This is a genomic window from Azoarcus sp. DN11, from assembly GCF_003628555.1.
Classification (GTDB): domain Bacteria; phylum Pseudomonadota; class Gammaproteobacteria; order Burkholderiales; family Rhodocyclaceae; genus Aromatoleum.
Window position 1 is genome coordinate 3,643,175 of sequence record NZ_CP021731.1, and the last position, 16,137, is coordinate 3,659,311.

Below are 16,137 nucleotides of genomic sequence, written 5' to 3' on the forward strand. Positions count from 1 at the left end.
CGACTCACACCTCGCAGACGACGCCCTTCCACAAGGCTCCGCCGAGCGTGGGCGCATGGAACAGCCCGAACACGCCGAAGCCCAGCACGAGCGTCCCCGCCACGAATCGCACGCGCCGGTTGCGGGTAATGTCGCGGAAGCGCTTGAACAGCATGCCCGCCAACATCAGATTCGGCAGCGTCCCCAGGCCAAAGGCGAGCATCAGCCCTGCGCCGCGCCCGGCGGACCCGGTGACCAGCGCGGTGGTCAGCACGCTATAGACGAGGCCGCAAGGCAGGAAGCCCCACAGCAGCCCGAGGGGCAAGGCGTGCCCCACCGAACGCGCCGGGATGAAACGCGCGGTGAAAGGCTGGACACGCTTCCACAGCACCAATCCGGCCCGCTCGACGGGCGCGAGCAGGCCCGTGAATCCCGTCAGGTACAGCCCCAGCGCGACGAGCATGAGGTTCGCCAGCACATACAAGGCCATCTGGACCGGAAGGACGTTGGAGAACAGCATGCCGACGGTCCCGAGGGCGCCGAGCAATCCCCCCAGGATCGTGTAAGTCGCGACCCGCCCGAGATTGTAGGCCAGGTGCACCGGCCACTGCCGCCCGGCGCGACCCGGCATGTTCACAGTCAGAGCGCCGACGATCCCGCCGCACATGCTGACGCAGTGTGTGCCGCCCAGAAGGCCGATCAGGAAGGCTGCGATGTAACCGGTTTCAGGCATGGCAAGGACAAAAGGGCGGGAAACTCACGCGGGCGGGACACGAAAGAAGAACGGGCGCCCGAGGACGCCCGCACTGTACCACCTTCTCCCGCCCCAGGCAGCCCGCGACAACGGGCCGCCGGCCGGACTCAGATGACCTTCGAATAACGCGCGCGCTCGCGGTCGGCGCGCAGGTAACGGTCGAAGACCATCGCGATGCCGCGCACCAGCAGGCGCCCCGGCGGCAGCACGCTGATCCACTTGTCGCTGACCTTCAGCAGGCCGGCCTCCTCCATCGCCTTGAGATCCTCGAGTTCGGCGGCGAAGTATTCGTCGAACTTGATCAGGTGCGCGATCTCGATCGAATCGATCGACAGCTCGAAATGGCACATCAGCGCCTGGATGATCGAACGACGCAGCAGGTCGTCGGCCGTCAGCTCGACGCCGCGCAGGACCGGCAGTTCGTCGCGATCGAGGGCGTCGTAGTACTCGTCGAGCGTCTTCACGTTCTGCGAGTACACCGGGCCGATCTTGCCGATCGCCGACACGCCGAAGGCCAGCAGGTCGCATTCGGCCTGCGTCGAATAGCCCTGGAAATTGCGGTGCAGGCGCCCCTGGCGCTGGGCGATCGTGAGCTCGTCGTCCGGCTTGGCAAAGTGGTCCATGCCGATATAGACGTAGCCCGCCTCCGTCAGCCGGCGGATCGCCATCTGCAGGATCTGCAGCTTGGTGTCCGAGGTCGGCATGTCGTTGATCGAGATACGGCGCTGCGGCTTGAACAGGCCCGGCAGGTGCGCGTAGCTGTACAGCGAGATGCGATCCGGCGACAGCTCCAGTACCTGCTCCAGCGTGCGGTTGAAGCTGATGATGTTCTGGCGCGGCAGGCCGTAGATCAGGTCCATGCTGATGGACTTGAAGCCGGTGGCGCGGGCCGACTCGATCACGAGCCTGGTTTCATCGAAGCTCTGGATGCGATTGACCGCTTCCTGCACGTCTTCGTTGAAGTCCTGCACGCCCACGCTCATGCGGTTGAAGCCGAGGTCGGCGAGCAGCTTCACGGTGTCGAAGTCGACCTTGCGCGGATCGACCTCGATCGAGTATTCGCCGTTCGGCACCAGCGTGAAGCGCTTGTGCACCGAATCCATGAGCTGGCGCAGCTCGTCATGCGACAGGAAGGTCGGCGTGCCGCCGCCGAGGTGAAGCTGCGTGACCTGGTGGCTACCGCCCAATGCGGCGGCCTGCATCCCGATTTCCTTATCGAGATACTTCAGGTACTTCGCCGAACGTGCATGATCTTTCGTGATGATCTTGTTGCACGCGCAGTAGTAGCAGATCGTGTTACAGAACGGGATGTGGAAGTATAATGAGAGCGGTTTGCTCACGCCCCCGACACCGCGTTGCGCCAGCCAGTCCCGCAATGCACGGGCATCGAACGCTTCGACGAAGCGGTCGGCCGTCGGGTAGGACGTGTAGCGCGGCCCATTGATGTCGAACCGGCGAATCAGCTGCTGGTCGAACACAAGATCTTTCTGACTGGTCATGGATGTTTCGCTTGAGTGCATTCCGTACGATCTCAAAAAGCCGCAGTTTTGTGGTTGACGTGGATCAACGGTCCATTCCGCCGGGCGCCTGCCACTTCTCGGTCGATGTAGAAGGAACAATATTATCGTGCAAATGAAGGCGACGGTGCCGATTACAGTCGCGAGCCTGAAGGTCGCATGCTCCCAGTGCAACCTGGTCGAACTGTGCCTGCCCTTCGGGATGTCGGAATCGGAAATCGACCGTCTCGACGAACTGGTCGGTGCGCGGCGCAAGATCAAGCGGCAGCAGCATCTGTATCGCGCGGGCGATCCGTTCGAGGCGATCTACGCGATCCGCGCAGGTTCGTTCAAGACCGACGTGCTACTCGAGGACGGGCGCGAACAGGTCACCGGCTTCCAGATGACCGGCGAAATGCTCGGTCTCGACGGCATCAGCACCGAAGCCCATTCCTGCAATGCGATCGCGCTCGAAGACAGCGAAGTCTGCGTGATCGCCTACAGCAAGCTCGAGGAACTGTCGCGCGTGGTCGAAGGCCTACAGCTCCAGTTCCACAAGGTCATGAGCCGCGAGATCGTGCGCGACCACGGCGTGATGACCCTCCTCGGCTCGATGCGCGCCGAAGAGCGCCTGGCGGCCTTCCTGCTCAACATGTCGCAGCGTTTCACGGCGCGCGGCTTCTCCCCCGCGGAATTCCACCTTCGCATGACCCGCGAGGAGATCGGCTCCTATCTGGGCCTCAAGCTCGAAACGGTGTCGCGGGCCTTCTCGAAGTTCCAGGACGAAGGCCTGATCGCGGTCCAGCAGAAGCACATCCGCATTCTCGACATCGTCGGCCTGAAGCGGCTGATCCAGCACCCGTCGCCGTCGCCCCGCCCCTGACCGGGGTGCGTGCCGTGCCGCCGATTGCGGCGCCCCGCCCTATTGGCGCCGCCGCGCAGTCATCGTTCCCGACAGCACCTCGATATCCTGCGCGCCGAGCACGCTGCGGGCGACGGGGAGCAATTCGCCTTCCTCCCGCGCGATGTGACGCCGGTAAGCGCCCGCGAATTCCTCCACCGCGGCCGGCGTCAGGTCGGCACTTTCTCCGCGCGCGATGCACTCGAGCCGCGCGCGCATCTGCGCCCAGCCCGCGAACAGCCGCTGGTGATCCGCCAGGATCCAGTCGATGAGCGTACCGAGCTCGCCCCGCCGGGCCTCATCGACGCGCTCGCGCAGGACGGGAAAGAGATCGTCCTCCTCGTCCTGGTGGTGCTTCACCGCGGCAACATCGAAGTAGCGCATCACGTTGGTCGCGGCCTGTTGCGCCTGGCGGTCGGGACCATGCTCGGGAAGCCAGGCCGCGAGCCGGGCCAGCGTGGCCAGTTGTGCCTGCAGGCGCTCATGGCAGGCTTCGAGCATCTCGAGCGGGGTTTCGAAACCCGGCGACGTGGGGATCAGCGAATCGGCCATCAAAACACTCCGGTAAGAGTCAGGAATCCGGCGGGGTTCTTGCTCAACGCCACCGAGACGATCCACGAGAAAGTGACGACGGCCGCGGCCAGCGCCAGCACGCGGGTCCGCATCGTGCGACCCCAGCGCAGCGCAGTCGCGCCGAGAAGGATGTAGACGACGAGACCGATGACCTTCGCGGTGACCCAGGGCACGACGAAGGGATACTGCCCGCTCATCACCGCAAGCGTGATCGCGCTCCCCAGGAATACCGTATCGATGATGTGCGGCAGGATGCGCGTCACACGATGATCGACGAGGGGACTCCGGAGCATCATCCATAGGCCCTGCAGCAGGAAGCCGCTGCCGCTCAGAACGGCACACGTGACGTGCAGGTGCTTGACCGTCAGGTACATGGATCACCCAGGGCGACCGTCGCTGCGCGGCCGCCAGTAGATTGGCAGGTAGCGTGTGGCCCAGGCGCCGAACACGCCCAGCCAGCCCAGGACGGCGAGCAGCATGACCGTGGCGGACCAGCCCGCGGGAACCACTTCAGCAAGGACCCGGATCACGACCACCAGTTCCAGCCCGAGGAACAGTCCCCAGGTCAGCCGGTCGGCGACGAGCTTGCGTCCGGAGTGGCCCAGGCTGACACGCGAGACCATCGCCAACAGGACGGATCCGAAGAAGCCGACGCCGATCGCATGCAGGGGCGCCAGCCCCAGGACCGCGTAACCCAGCAACGATGCGACGCCCTGGATGGAGAACAGCGTCAGCGCGATTCCGAGCCAGAGAAAGCCGATGTGCAGCATCCCCAGCAGCGGCACCTTCAGCGCCGGAACCGGCCTCCACTGCCGCGACAGCCACAGCGCGGCAAAGGCGGCGGGCGCATCGACCACCCAGCGCAGCGCCTGCAATCCCGCGACGTCCAGCACCGCATGCAGGGCGCTTCCGCCGACGACCAGGACCATGACCCACAGCGGGCGCACCATCACGTAGGCGGGGATCACGCCGCTCGAGAAGAACGGCACCATGCGATGACACACGCCGAAGAACACCGGCAGCAGTGAGCAGAACACAGCGACCTCGATCGCGACGCGCGCCCAGATCGGGTTGCCGCTCGCCGCAAAGCCGAGCCAGGCGAGGACGGCGGCCATTCCGGCGATCATCGCATAGCACACGAGACGGGCATGCAGGGCCTCCAGATCCCCGTGATGCGCGACCTGCCACAGGATGCGCTGCAGCCCGCCCCAGCCGACGAGTACCAGCATCAGCCCCAGGATGGCGATGCCGGGCACGAGCATGCCCGCGACAGTCAATGCCCATCCCGCCGCCAGCAGGCGCCACGCCCACAGCCAGCGCCCCGGCGCAATCTCGTCGTAGCCCTGCCAGCGCGGCATGGCGGTGAGAAGGAAGCCGAACATGAAGAACGGGAACACGCCGGACGTGACGAGCAGCGCGTGCATCCATGCCGGAGGGAGCACCCAGCCGATTGCGGGCATCAGCCCCGCGCGGGCGCTGAGTTCCAGTGCCCACATCGCAAAGCTCACGAGCAGCATCACCGCACCCGACAGGAACATTGCCCGGTGCGGCGCGACAAACAGCATGGGTGAGGCCTGAGCCGGTTGCGCGCGCTGTTGCGTGCGCGTCTGCGCGTTGTCTCCGGAGTTGCCGAGCGGGGACAGGCGGCGGGGTGCCGGATCACGGCCCGTGTTGGGTTGCGGGTTAGAATGCATGAGTTTCCCTACGGAGTCCGAGATGTCCAATCGTCCAGTCGATATTCCCGCCACACTGCGAAAAGTTTCCTTCTTCAGCGAACTGTCCGCAGAGGAGATCGACCGCGTTGCCCGCTTCACCCGCGAACGTCACCTCGAGAAGGGCGAAATCCTCTTCCAGCGCGGTGATCCCGTGCACGGTTTCTATTATGTGGTCTCGGGCCAGATGAAGCTCGCCGTCTCGTCCGCGCAGGGCAACGAGAAGGTGGTCGAGATCATCAGCCCGATGCACAGCTTCGGCGAAGCGGTGATGTTCCTCAACCGCCCCTACCCGGTTTTCGCCGAGGCCCTTACGTCGACGCAATTGCTGCACATCGGCCAGGCCGTCGTCTCCGACCTCATCGACCAGGATCCGGGATTCGCCCGCAAACTCCTTGCCGGCATGGCAATCCGCCTGCACGGCATGGTCCAGGACGTCGAGACCTACTCCCTGCGCTCGAGCATGCAACGCGTGATCGGCTACCTCCTGCAGCAGGTCGACAACGAAAGCGAGGGCGCAAGCGATATCGCGCTGCCGACCAGCAAGCAGGTCATCGCCTCGCGGCTCAACCTCACGCCCGAAACCCTTTCGCGCATTTTTCACGACCTGACCGAGGCCGGGCTCATCACGGTACACGGCAAGCACATCTCCCTGCTCGACCCCGCCCGACTGGCCCGCCATCAGGGCTGACCCCCGAGCGCGGGATTACGGAAGAGATTCTGGGTTGGGAAGCCGCGCGCAACCTTGACTCGCATCAATCGGGCCAAGGCCTCCATGCCCCGGCCCGGCAAGCCGGATCGCCGCTCAGCGTTCCAGCACGTATCGACCGGGAGCCTTCTCGAGTGCCGGGAATGCCTGCGATGCTGCAGGACGCGCGTCGACGAGCTCACCGCAACGCGGCTTGAGCCAGGCCATCCAGTCATCCCACCAGCTGCCGTCGTGCTCGGCAGCATGCTTGCGCCAATCGGCAGCCTTGTCGGTGCGACGGGCAGGCGCAACCCAGTACTTGCGCTTGGGCGGATTCACCGGTGGATTGACGATTCCGAGGATATGGCCCGAACTCGACAGGACGAAACGCCGAGCCCCGGTAACGAGATTGTTGATCCGGTAAGCCTGCTCCCACGGCGCGATGTGATCGTCCTCGGCGCCAACGGCATACAGCGGCTGCACGATCCGGGAAAGATCGATCGGCTGCCCTGAGATCTTCAGCGCATCGACCTCGATCAGGCGATTTTCGAGGTACAGCTCGCGCAAGTACCACGCGTGCATCGCGTACGGCATGCGCGTGGCGTCCATGTTCCAGTACAGCACGTCGAACGGCGCCGGCGCCTCGCCGTAGAGCCAGCCGTGCACGACGTAATGCCAGATCAGGCTGTTGGACCGCAACAGGCGGAAGGCGGATGCCATCTCCTTGCCCTCGAGGAAGCCCTTGCGTGCCATGTTCTCCGAGATGTAGCGCACGCTCGCATCGTCCACGAACACCTCGATGTCGCCGGGCTTGCGAAAATCGACCAGCGTCGTGAAGAGCGTCCAGTCCGCGACCGGCACCTCCTCCGGCCCGAATCGGCGGTTCGCCCAGGCCATGTACATCGCCAGCGCCGTGCCGCCGATGCAGTATCCGACCGCATGCACCTTGGCGGCGCCGGTAAACGCGCGCGCCGTCTCAACGATGGCGTGCACGCCGTCCTCCAGATAGCTGTCGAACGTGACATCGCGCATCGGCGCGTCGGGGTTCTTCCAGCTCGTGATGAACACGTCGAACCCCTGGTCGAGCAGGTAGCGCACCATGCTCTTCTTCGGCGTCAGATCGAGGATGTAGAACTTGTTGATCCAGGGCGTGACGATCACCACCGGCTCCGCATGCACCCGGGGCCGAGTGGGCGCATAGTGGATCACCTCGAGCAGCCGATTGCGGAACACCACGGCGCCCTCGGTCGTCCCGAGCGTCACGCCGACCTTGAAATCCCCCGGGCTGCTCATGCGGATCTCCCCGGCTTCGAGGTCCGTGAGCATGTTCCGGATTCCGCTCCTGATGCTCTCCCCCTTCGATTCGATGGCCCTGCGCATCGCGACGGGGTTCGTCCAGAAGAAATTCGTCGGAGCCACGGCATTGAGCCACTTCCGCCACCAGAACGCGGCACGGCGGCGTTCCTTGCTCGAGAGGCCGGGCGTGTCGAAGAGCATGTCCTGCACGTGGTGCGTACAGGCGAGGTACCACTCCTTCGTCAGGTCCCACGTCGGCGAGTCGGTCCAGGCGGCATCGGCAAACCGCACATCATCTGCATGGGGAACAACCGGATCCTCGCTGCGCAATCCCATCGCCCGGCAGGCCGAATGCCACTGCAGACGCAGCAGGTCGCTCGACAGCTCCGCGATGCGCTCGGCCAGTTCCTGAGGATGGGAGAGCCATGCGAGCTGCGCATGCACGATGGGCGCCGCCATGCCCAATGGATCGATGTTGCCCTCGACCCGGTCGTGGATCTCGCGCAACGCCCGCTGGACGGCCCGTGCAGGATCCCCCCCGCCGGTTTTCCTTGCCAACCTTCCTTGACTCATCCCCCGCCACTCCCTGACAACGCTCTCAGGTCAGAGTGTATCCGTGTCCCGCCACGGGAATCGTGACATTCGGCCAGGCGAACCGCTCGGTGACCGCATCCGCCAGCGCGGAGGAAGCCTCCCGTTCGCCGTGGACCACGAACGTATTCCGGGGCGGTCGCGCAAAATGTGACAGCCACGCCAGCAGCGCCGGCTGGTCCGCATGGGCGGACAAGCCGCCAATCGTGTGAATGGCCGCGCGCACCGGGAATTTCTCGCCGAACAAGGTGATCGTGCGGGCCCCATCCACCAGCCGCCGACCGAGCGTGCCGGCCGCCTGGAAACCGCAGATGACCACGCTGCATTCGCTGCGGCCGATGTTGTACTGCAGGTGATGCTTGATGCGGCCGGCTTCGCACATCCCGCTTGCCGAAATGATGACCAGCCCCGAGCGCTCGTTGTTCAGTGCCTTCGATTCCTCGACATCCTGCACGAACCTCACCCGCATGCGTTCCGGATGTCCGCGCATCCAGGCCAGCAGGTCGCGCGTCTCCTCATCCCAGAGGTCATCGTAACGCAGCGTGAGTTCCGTGACCGCCGCTGCCATGGGCGAATCGACGACAACGTGCAGCGACGCAAGCTTGCCCTGGCGCACGATGTCGGCCAGGACGAACAGCATTTCCTGCGTTCGCCCCACGGCAAACGCCGGGATGACGACGTTCCCCTTCCTGCGCTCGAGCGTGTCGCGCAATACGGAGACCAGCTCGGTCTCCGTTTCCGCCAGGGCACGGTGGGCACGGTTGCCGTAGGTCGACTCGACAACCAGACAATCCGCCTCGGACAAGGGGGTGGGATCGCGCAGCACCGGGCGGGCCGGCTGTCCCAGATCACCGCTGAAGACGAGCCTGCGCCTGGCGCCACCGGATTCCACATCGATCTCGATCACCGCGGAGCCGAGGATGTGCCCGGCGTCATGGAACCGGCAGCGGACTCCGGGATGCGGACTGAACTCCTCGCCATACGCCATCTTGCGCAAGCTGACGAGGCTCGTCCGGGCCTGGTTGACCGTGTACAGGGGGCCGGCCTCGTAGCCGCGACGCAGGTTCCGCTGCCGCTTGCCACGATTGACCCACTCGGCCTCCTTTTCCATGATGTGCGCCGAGTCGAGCAGCAGCACACCCACCAAGTCCACGGTGGCGGCGGTCGCATAGATCTTTCCCCGGTAGCCCAACGACACCAGGCGCGGCACGAGGCCCGAGTGGTCGAGATGGGCATGCGTCAGGAGCACGAAGTCGATACCGCGCAGGTCAAAGTCGAGTGCCTGCAGGTTCTTTCGGTCTGCATCCCTCCCGCCCTGGAAAAGGCCGCAGTCCACGAGGAAAATTCCACCGTCGTAACGCACCCGCGCGCATGAGCCGGTGACCTCTCCGGCTGCGCCGAAAAATGTCAGTTCCATGTCGCCTCCGTCATGGCCGCAGATTGCGCCGGGCCGTGGCCGAGCGGATTGACGAGGATCAATACCCCAACCGGATTACCATCGCTTTCGCACAAGTTCGGTCGCTATAATCGGGCTGTCCTCGTGAACCCATCGGAGATGCACGATGTTCAAGCACATACTCGTACCCACCGACGGCTCCCCGCTGTCCGAAAGCACCGTGGCCCGTGCAGTGTCCTTCGCAAAGGATGCCGGCGCCCGCATCACGTTCTTCTATGCCCAACCGGATTTCCCCATGCCGATCTACGGCGAAGGAGCCCTGATCGACCCGACGACGCCGGAACAGTTCGGCAAGGCCGCGGCTGACGAAGCCAAGCGGATCCTGGATGCAGCAAGGGTCGCAGCCGACGAAGCCGGTGTCGCCTCCGATACCGACACGGTCGTCAATGAGGTGCCCTACGAGGCCGTCATCGATGCCGCGCAGCGTCACGGATGCGACCTGATCTTCATGGCATCCCACGGCCGCCGCGGAATTGCCGGCCTGCTTTTGGGCAGCGAGACGCAAAAGGTCCTGACCCACAGCAAGATCCCGGTTCTCGTTTACCGCTGATTGGGGAAGCGTGCCGCACGCGCAGCGGGGAAGCAGATGACTGCTTGCCCGGCGCGGCCGCTCACGCTTTCCGGTTGACTTCGGCGGCGCTGCGCTTGACGAACAGCGTCAATAGACTGGACGCCGCCCCCACCAGCCAGAAGCCGAAGAAACCAATCGAATAGGTGGCGGTGAGCGAGTAATGCACCGACTCACCGAAGAGGTAAAGTTCCTGCGGGTCGATCACCGTGAAGAACACGGCTTCGGCAAGACCGGCCACCATGAACGACGGCCACAGCACCTGTATCCATTTCAGCATTGCATCCCCAATGACACGGTGATCAGGATCTGAAGGGCACGATGCGGATCACGGAATCGGCAGGAATGTTGGCCGTCCCGTTCATGCGCCAGGTATGCGATTCGTCCTCGAGTTGCAGCAGCCATCGCCCTGCCGTCAAGGGCGCGACCGGCGCCACGAAAACCCCGTCCCGGCGCTTCAGGAGCACCACCTGATCCATTCCGGAGCGCGTCGGATGGGAAATCGTGAGCACGACAGTCGGCGGAAGGGGCGCCCGGGACGCAGTGGAAAGATCCAGGGTCACCTCGTCTGCGCGAATACGGACGTCGGCGACAAGGCCCATTTCCGCCGCCTTCTGCGAACGCGCGATCGTCTTTTCGATCGTCTTGCCCTCCTGATAGTAATCATCCACCACGAGTCCGTCCCACGTACTCACGGCAAGCCACAGAGTCGTCATGCCCATGACCACGGCCACCGCCGGAATGGAGATCAGAAACCAGGGCCATCCCTGTCGATACCAGGGTTCGATGGTCTTCTGCATGGTTGCACTGCGCATGCCTCTGCTCCTGATTAACGCGGAAGTAGGAAAGTGGTGTGCTCGCGCACGGTGACGCCGGGATCACCCGACACACCGACGTCGAAATAGATCTCGTGGCTTCCCGGGGTTGCAGCCTCGGGTGGGACCTGAACCTGCACCGTCAGCGACTCCGTCGTCGCCGGGGCGATCTCGAACTGCTGCGGCCCATCGAGCCGGATTCCGTCCAGCCCCGACACGCGCACGACGATCGGACGAGAGACTTCCTGCATGTTCATGATGCGAAGCTGATAGACGTTCTCGATCAGCCCCCCCGCAACCTCCCGCGCCAGCGTGGCGCGGTCGCGGATCACATCCACGCGCAGATCGGACCGCGTCGCCAGGCTCCAGATCGTCCCCAGCGTGATCAGGACGAGGATGCCTCCGTAGATCAGCGTGCGGGGACGCAGCACGTGCATCACGATTTCCTTCGTCCCCCAGCGCTGCCGTACCGCGTTGTCGGTCGAGTAACGGATCAGGCCGCGCGGGTATCCCATCTTGTCCATCACCTGATCGCAGCCGTCTATGCAGGCGCCACAGCCGATGCACTCATACTGCAACCCCTGGCGGATGTCGATGCCCGTCGGGCAGACCTGCACGCAGATGTTGCAGTCGATGCAGCTTCCCAGTCCGAGGCTGCGCGGTTCGACTCCCTTGCGGCGCGATCCCCGCGGCTCGCCACGCTCCTCGTCATACGTGACGACGAGCGTGTCCGGATCGAACATCACGCTCTGGAAGCGTGCATAGGGACACATGTACTTGCACACCTGTTCGCGCAGCACCCCCGCGAACAGATACGTGAACGCTGCGTAGAACAGTATCCAGAAGATTTCCCACGGCCCGAAGGCGAAGGTGCGGGCGGACTGGAGAAGTTCATCAACCGGCGTGAAATACGCAACGAGTGTGAAGCCGGTCCATAACGAGAACAGCGCCCAAATCGAATACTTGGCCGCCCGCAGGCCGAATTTCCGGGCGTCCATCGGCGCCGCCTCGAGCTTGCGCCGCTTGATGTGGTCACCCTCGATCTTCTCCTCGATCCACATGAAAATTTCCGTGTAGACCGTTTGGGGACAGGCGTATCCGCACCACAGGCGACCGGCGATCGCGGTGAAGAAGAACAGCGCATACGCCGAAAGGATCAGCAGGATGGCGAGATAGAACACATCCTGCGGCCAGAACACCCAGCCGAAAATGTAGAACTTGCGTTCGGCGAGATGAAACAGGAAGGCTTGGCGATCGTTCCACCGCAGCCACGGCAAGCCGTAATAGAGGATCTGTGTCAGCCAGACAAGGGCCCAGCGCCAGTTCGCGAAAACGCCCTTGATTGACCGGACATGAAGCTTTTGCCTCGCAACATACAGGTCAGTCGACTGCTCATCCTGTAGCTGCGATTTCGGGACCACCCGTATCCGAGCCGGATCGCTCATTATCGCAATATCCGTATTTTCTGATTTACTTACTTCAAATTTCCCCGGGGAAGCCCCCGGGGACGACTGCCGCAAAAGAACTCAGCCGTTGGACTTACTTGGCGGCCGGTTTGTTCGAAAGTCCGTAGACATACGACGCCAGCAGATGGATCTTCGCCTCGCCGAGAAACTCGCCGAAGCCGGGCATGCGGTTGGTGCGCCCCTTTTCCACCGTCTCCATGATCGTGGCTTCCGAGGAGCCATACAGCCAGTCGCTGTCGGTCAGGTTCGGCGCTCCCATTGCCGGGGTGCCCTTGCCCTCCGGTCCGTGACAGGCCACGCAGTTCTGCTGGAAGATTTCCGCCCCGCGCTGCGCGCGCAGCGAATCATGGGCGAGTCCCGACAGGGAGCGCACGTAGTTCGCCACGTCCTTGACCCCTTCCGCACCGAGCGTGGGCCCGAACGGCGGCATCATGGCCTGACGGCCGCCGGTGATCGTCGCCTTGATCGTTTCCGGTTCGCCGCCCCAGTTCCAGACGGTGTCGGTGAGGTTCGGGAAGCCCTTGGCGCCGCGGGCATCCGCGCCATGGCACTGCGCGCAGTAGGTCACGAAGAGGCGCTTGCCGGCCCCCCTCGCCTCCTCGTCGGCGGCAACGGCGACCATGTCCATGCCCTGGTACTTCGCGAAGATCGGTGCGTAACGCTCATCCGCATTGCGCATCTCCGTTTCGTACTGTCCAACCGAACTCCAGCCGAGCGCCCCCTTGTTGTTCCCGAAGCCGGGGTACATCGTCAGGTACACCACCGCAAAGATCACCGTGCCCAGGAACAGGAACAGCCACCAACGCGGCAGCGGGTTGTTGTACTCGGCCAGGGTCTCGTCCCACACGTGGCCATGCAGTTCGACCGGGCCCTTCGCACGCTTGTTGTTCGACACCAGAACGAACAGGCAGAACAGCAGGCTCAGGCCTACCAGGACCATCACGTACGCGTTCCAGAAGCCGCTAATAAAGTCAGCCATTTTTATCCTTCCTTGCTGTGCCGGCCGCCCGCGCTGACCGGCGCATCGTCATCGGTGAAGGGGAGACGCGCCGCCTCGTCGAACCCTGCCCGCGCACCTCTGCTGTATGCCCACAGGCAGATGCCGACGAAACAGGCGAGACAAAGGACGGTGAGCAGGGAACGGAGATCATTGATATCCACGGCGCTTCTCCTTTTCTTTACTTGAAGTTCGACAGCGCCGTACCCATCCCCTGGAGGTAGGCGACGACAGCGTCCAGTTCGGTCTTGCCTTCCAGCGCCGCCCGCGCACCGGCGATCTCCTCGTCGGTGTAGGGGTGGCCCAGCGTGCGCAGCGCGCGCATCTTGGCCTCGATGTCGTCAGACTTCAGCGGGCGATGCAGCCACGGGAACGCCGGCATGTTCGACTCCGGCACGACATCGCGCGGATTGTTCAGGTGCACGCGGTGCCATTCGTCCGAGTAGCGGCCGCCGACGCGCGCCAGATCCGGCCCCGTACGCTTGGAGCCCCACTGGAACGGGCGGTCATAGATGAACTCGCCGGCGACCGAGTAATGGCCGTAGCGCTCGGTTTCGGCACGGAAGGGGCGGATCATCTGCGAGTGGCAGTTGTAGCAGCCTTCGCGCACGTAGATGTCGCGACCGGACAGCCGCAGTGCATCGTACGGCTTGACGTCGAGCGGCTTGCCCGTCCGGTCGATCGCGCTGGTCGTGGTCTTCTGGAAGAACAGCGGAACGATCTCGACCAGGCCGCCGATACTGACCGTCAGAAGGGACAGCACGATCAGCCAGCCGACCCTGCGCTCGATGAATTCATGTTTCGATTGAGCCATGTCTAGTCTCTCCGATTATGCGTGGGCGGCAGCGGGGGCGACCACGGGCGCCTCATACGCCTTCTCGCCAGCGATCGTTCGGACCATGTTGTAGAACATGATGAGCATGCCGGTCAGGAACATCACGCCTCCCACCAGGCGGATCGTCCAGAACGGGTAGCTCGCCTTCACGCTCTCGACAAAGGAATAGGTCAGCGTACCGTCCGGGTTGGTGGCACGCCACATCAGGCCCTGCATCACCCCGGCAATCCACATCGAGGCGATGTACAGCACGATGCCGATCGTCGCGATCCAGAAGTGGGCGTTGATCAGGCCCACCGAGTACATCTGGGTTTTGCCGTACATGCGCGGGATCAGGTAATACATCGAGCCGATCGTGATCATCGCGACCCAGCCGAGCGCGCCCGAATGCACGTGGCCGATGGTCCAGTCCGTGTAGTGCGACAGGGCATTGACCGTCTTGATCGACATCATCGGGCCTTCGAAGGTCGACATGCCGTAGAAGGAAAGCGCGGTGATCAGGAACTTCAGGATCGGGTCGGTGCGCAGCTTGTGCCAGGCGCCCGACAGCGTCATCACGCCGTTGATCATGCCGCCCCAGGACGGCGCCAGCAGGATGAGCGAGAACACCATGCCCACCGACTGGGTCCAGTCCGGCAGCGCCGTGTAGTGCAGGTGGTGCGGACCCGCCCACATATAGGTGAAGATCAGCGCCCAGAAGTGCACCACCGAGAGCCGGTACGAATACACCGGACGCTCTGCCTGCTTCGGGACGAAGTAGTACATCATCCCGAGGAAGCCCGCGGTGAGGAAGAAACCCACCGCGTTGTGCCCGTACCACCACTGGACCATTGCGTCCTGAACGCCCGCGTAGGCCGAGTAGGACTTCGTCAGGGTCACCGGGAGTTCGGCGCTATTGACGATGTGGAGCAGCGCGACCGTGAGAATGAAGCCGCCGAAGAACCAGTTCGCGACATAGATATGACTGGTCTTGCGCTTCGCGATCGTGCCGAAGAACACGATGGCGTAGGACACCCACACGACGGCGATCAGGATGTCGATCGGCCACTCCAGCTCGGCGTACTCCTTGCCGGTGGTGAGGCCCATCGGCAGGGTGATCACCGCCAGGACGATCACCAGCTGCCAGCCCCAGAACGTGAAGCTTGCGAGCCGGGGCGCGAACAGCGGCGTGTGGCAGGTGCGCTGCACGCAGAAATACGAGGTCGCGAACAGGGCACAGCCGCCAAAAGCGAAAATCACGGCGTTCGTGTGTAGCGGACGCAGCCTGCCGAAGTGCAGCCACTCGCCCAGATTCAGCTCGGGCCAGACAAGCTGCGCCGCGATGATCACCCCCACCAGCATGCCCACCACTCCCCACACGACCGTCATGATGGAGAACTGGCGGACGACTTTGTAGTTATAAGTCGCCTGCGATTGCATGGAACTTCCCCTTGAGATGAAGAAAACTTCCGCACCGGTCCGGGAGAGCAGATGTAACGGCTCGCCACGGGCTTGTGACATCGGCCGACATTCTATTGCACTGCAGAAATGGGTGAAAGTACCCAGTTACAAAAAAAACCTGTTGTCAGAGTGGTTTTAATTAATCCATCATAGCCCAAAGTGCTAGGCAAAAAAAAGGGTGCGCATCAAGCGCACCCCCAACCCCAACAGAGAGACAAATTACCCTTACCAGATTGGCGCGCACGAACAGCCCGCACCAACCTCGAAAACCGTGGGTAAAGTATGCCCATGCTCGCTGTTCGGGGCTTTGACGTAAGTCAACACTCCGCGCACCTCGCGCGGAGGCCTTCCTGCGAGGCCGGAATCACTCGTCCCTGGCGGGTGAAGCCGGACCATCGGCCTTTTCGGGACGGCGGGGTACGGGCGCGTCGCGATCGTCCATGAGCATCCGGTACGCCGGTCCCTCCATGTCGTCGTACTGGCCGGAGCGCACCGACCACCAGAAAATCACCCCGATCACGAACACCAGTACCACCGAAAGCGGCACGAGGATGTAGAGACTTTCCATAA

18 protein-coding genes are annotated in these 16,137 nt (G+C 63.6%); 3 read left to right on the top strand and 15 right to left on the bottom strand.

Going from position 1 to position 16,137, the window contains the following annotated elements; translation table 11 throughout:
* Window positions 1-4 precede the first annotated feature (4 nt).
* Window positions 5-712, bottom strand: a complete 708-nt coding sequence (locus CDA09_RS16820; protein ID WP_121429702.1) for a sulfite exporter TauE/SafE family protein — start codon at window positions 710-712, stop codon at window positions 5-7.
* Between the two features lie 128 nt (window positions 713-840).
* On the bottom strand, window positions 841-2,232 hold the full coding sequence (gene hemN, locus CDA09_RS16825; protein WP_121429703.1) for an oxygen-independent coproporphyrinogen III oxidase: 1,392 nt from the start codon (window positions 2,230-2,232) through the stop codon (window positions 841-843).
* 133 nt (window positions 2,233-2,365) lie between these two features.
* On the opposite strand from hemN, the gene fnr reads away from it, so the two are divergent.
* Entirely contained in the window at window positions 2,366-3,112 is a 747-nt protein-coding gene (gene fnr / locus CDA09_RS16830) for a fumarate/nitrate reduction transcriptional regulator Fnr (protein WP_121429704.1), read from the top strand.
* 39 nt (window positions 3,113-3,151) lie between these two features.
* On the opposite strand, the gene CDA09_RS16835 is transcribed toward fnr, so the two are convergent.
* From CDA09_RS16835 to CDA09_RS16845, 3 genes are read right to left on the bottom strand one after another with little or no spacing between them, the layout of a single operon-like run.
* Window positions 3,152-3,682 (bottom strand): hemerythrin domain-containing protein, encoded by a 531-nt coding sequence (locus CDA09_RS16835; RefSeq protein WP_121429705.1) that lies wholly within the window; start codon window positions 3,680-3,682, stop codon window positions 3,152-3,154.
* Window positions 3,682-4,077, bottom strand: coding sequence for a SirB2 family protein (locus CDA09_RS16840; RefSeq protein ID WP_121429706.1), 396 nt, complete (start codon window positions 4,075-4,077; stop codon window positions 3,682-3,684). The genes CDA09_RS16835 and CDA09_RS16840 overlap by 1 nt, the downstream gene beginning before the upstream one ends.
* Before the next feature lie 3 nt (window positions 4,078-4,080).
* Window positions 4,081-5,268 carry an NnrS family protein gene (locus CDA09_RS16845; RefSeq protein ID WP_121429707.1) on the bottom strand — a complete coding sequence of 396 codons (1,188 nt, stop codon included), beginning with the start codon at window positions 5,266-5,268 and terminating at the stop codon, window positions 4,081-4,083.
* A gap of 151 nt (window positions 5,269-5,419) precedes the next feature.
* On the opposite strand from CDA09_RS16845, the gene CDA09_RS16850 reads away from it, so the two are divergent.
* Window positions 5,420-6,106 (top strand): Crp/Fnr family transcriptional regulator, encoded by a 687-nt coding sequence (locus tag CDA09_RS16850; RefSeq protein ID WP_121429708.1) that lies wholly within the window; start codon window positions 5,420-5,422, stop codon window positions 6,104-6,106.
* Between the two features lie 114 nt (window positions 6,107-6,220).
* Here the strand turns inward: CDA09_RS16850 and CDA09_RS16855 are convergent, their stop codons facing one another.
* Together CDA09_RS16855 and CDA09_RS16860 are read right to left on the bottom strand one after the other, a co-directional pair.
* Window positions 6,221-7,858, bottom strand: coding sequence for a PHA/PHB synthase family protein (locus CDA09_RS16855; protein ID WP_217351338.1), 1,638 nt, complete (start codon window positions 7,856-7,858; stop codon window positions 6,221-6,223).
* A gap of 139 nt (window positions 7,859-7,997) precedes the next feature.
* Window positions 7,998-9,407 (bottom strand): MBL fold metallo-hydrolase RNA specificity domain-containing protein, encoded by a 1,410-nt coding sequence (locus CDA09_RS16860; RefSeq protein WP_121429710.1) that lies wholly within the window; start codon window positions 9,405-9,407, stop codon window positions 7,998-8,000.
* A gap of 145 nt (window positions 9,408-9,552) precedes the next feature.
* Between CDA09_RS16860 and CDA09_RS16865 the strand changes: the two genes are divergently transcribed.
* Window positions 9,553-9,996 carry a universal stress protein gene (locus CDA09_RS16865; protein WP_121429711.1) on the top strand — a complete coding sequence of 148 codons (444 nt, stop codon included), beginning with the start codon at window positions 9,553-9,555 and terminating at the stop codon, window positions 9,994-9,996.
* A gap of 61 nt (window positions 9,997-10,057) precedes the next feature.
* Here CDA09_RS16865 and CDA09_RS16870 read toward each other — a convergent pair whose 3' ends face one another.
* From CDA09_RS16870 to ccoS, 8 genes are all read right to left on the bottom strand, one after another.
* A complete protein-coding gene (locus tag CDA09_RS16870; protein ID WP_121429712.1) occupies window positions 10,058-10,294 on the bottom strand; it encodes a hypothetical protein in 237 nt (78 codons plus the stop codon).
* A gap of 22 nt (window positions 10,295-10,316) precedes the next feature.
* Entirely contained in the window at window positions 10,317-10,814 is a 498-nt protein-coding gene (locus CDA09_RS16875) for a FixH family protein (RefSeq protein ID WP_286164189.1), read from the bottom strand.
* 29 nt (window positions 10,815-10,843) lie between these two features.
* A complete protein-coding gene (gene ccoG, locus CDA09_RS16880) occupies window positions 10,844-12,274 on the bottom strand; it encodes a cytochrome c oxidase accessory protein CcoG (protein WP_121429714.1) in 1,431 nt (476 codons plus the stop codon).
* Between the two features lie 94 nt (window positions 12,275-12,368).
* A complete protein-coding gene (gene ccoP, locus CDA09_RS16885; RefSeq protein ID WP_121429715.1) occupies window positions 12,369-13,274 on the bottom strand; it encodes a cytochrome-c oxidase, cbb3-type subunit III in 906 nt (301 codons plus the stop codon).
* A 2-nt stretch (window positions 13,275-13,276) separates the two neighbouring features.
* Window positions 13,277-13,456, bottom strand: a complete 180-nt coding sequence (locus tag CDA09_RS16890) for a cbb3-type cytochrome oxidase subunit 3 (RefSeq protein ID WP_121429716.1) — start codon at window positions 13,454-13,456, stop codon at window positions 13,277-13,279.
* 17 nt (window positions 13,457-13,473) lie between these two features.
* A complete protein-coding gene (gene ccoO, locus CDA09_RS16895) occupies window positions 13,474-14,106 on the bottom strand; it encodes a cytochrome-c oxidase, cbb3-type subunit II (protein ID WP_121429717.1) in 633 nt (210 codons plus the stop codon).
* A gap of 15 nt (window positions 14,107-14,121) precedes the next feature.
* Window positions 14,122-15,546: a cytochrome-c oxidase, cbb3-type subunit I gene (gene ccoN / locus CDA09_RS16900; protein WP_121429718.1), complete on the bottom strand. Its 1,425-nt coding sequence runs from the start codon at window positions 15,544-15,546 to the stop codon at window positions 14,122-14,124.
* Between the two features lie 385 nt (window positions 15,547-15,931).
* On the bottom strand, window positions 15,932-16,135 hold the full coding sequence (gene ccoS, locus CDA09_RS16905) for a cbb3-type cytochrome oxidase assembly protein CcoS (protein ID WP_121429719.1): 204 nt from the start codon (window positions 16,133-16,135) through the stop codon (window positions 15,932-15,934).
* Window positions 16,136-16,137: the final 2 nt, after the last annotated feature.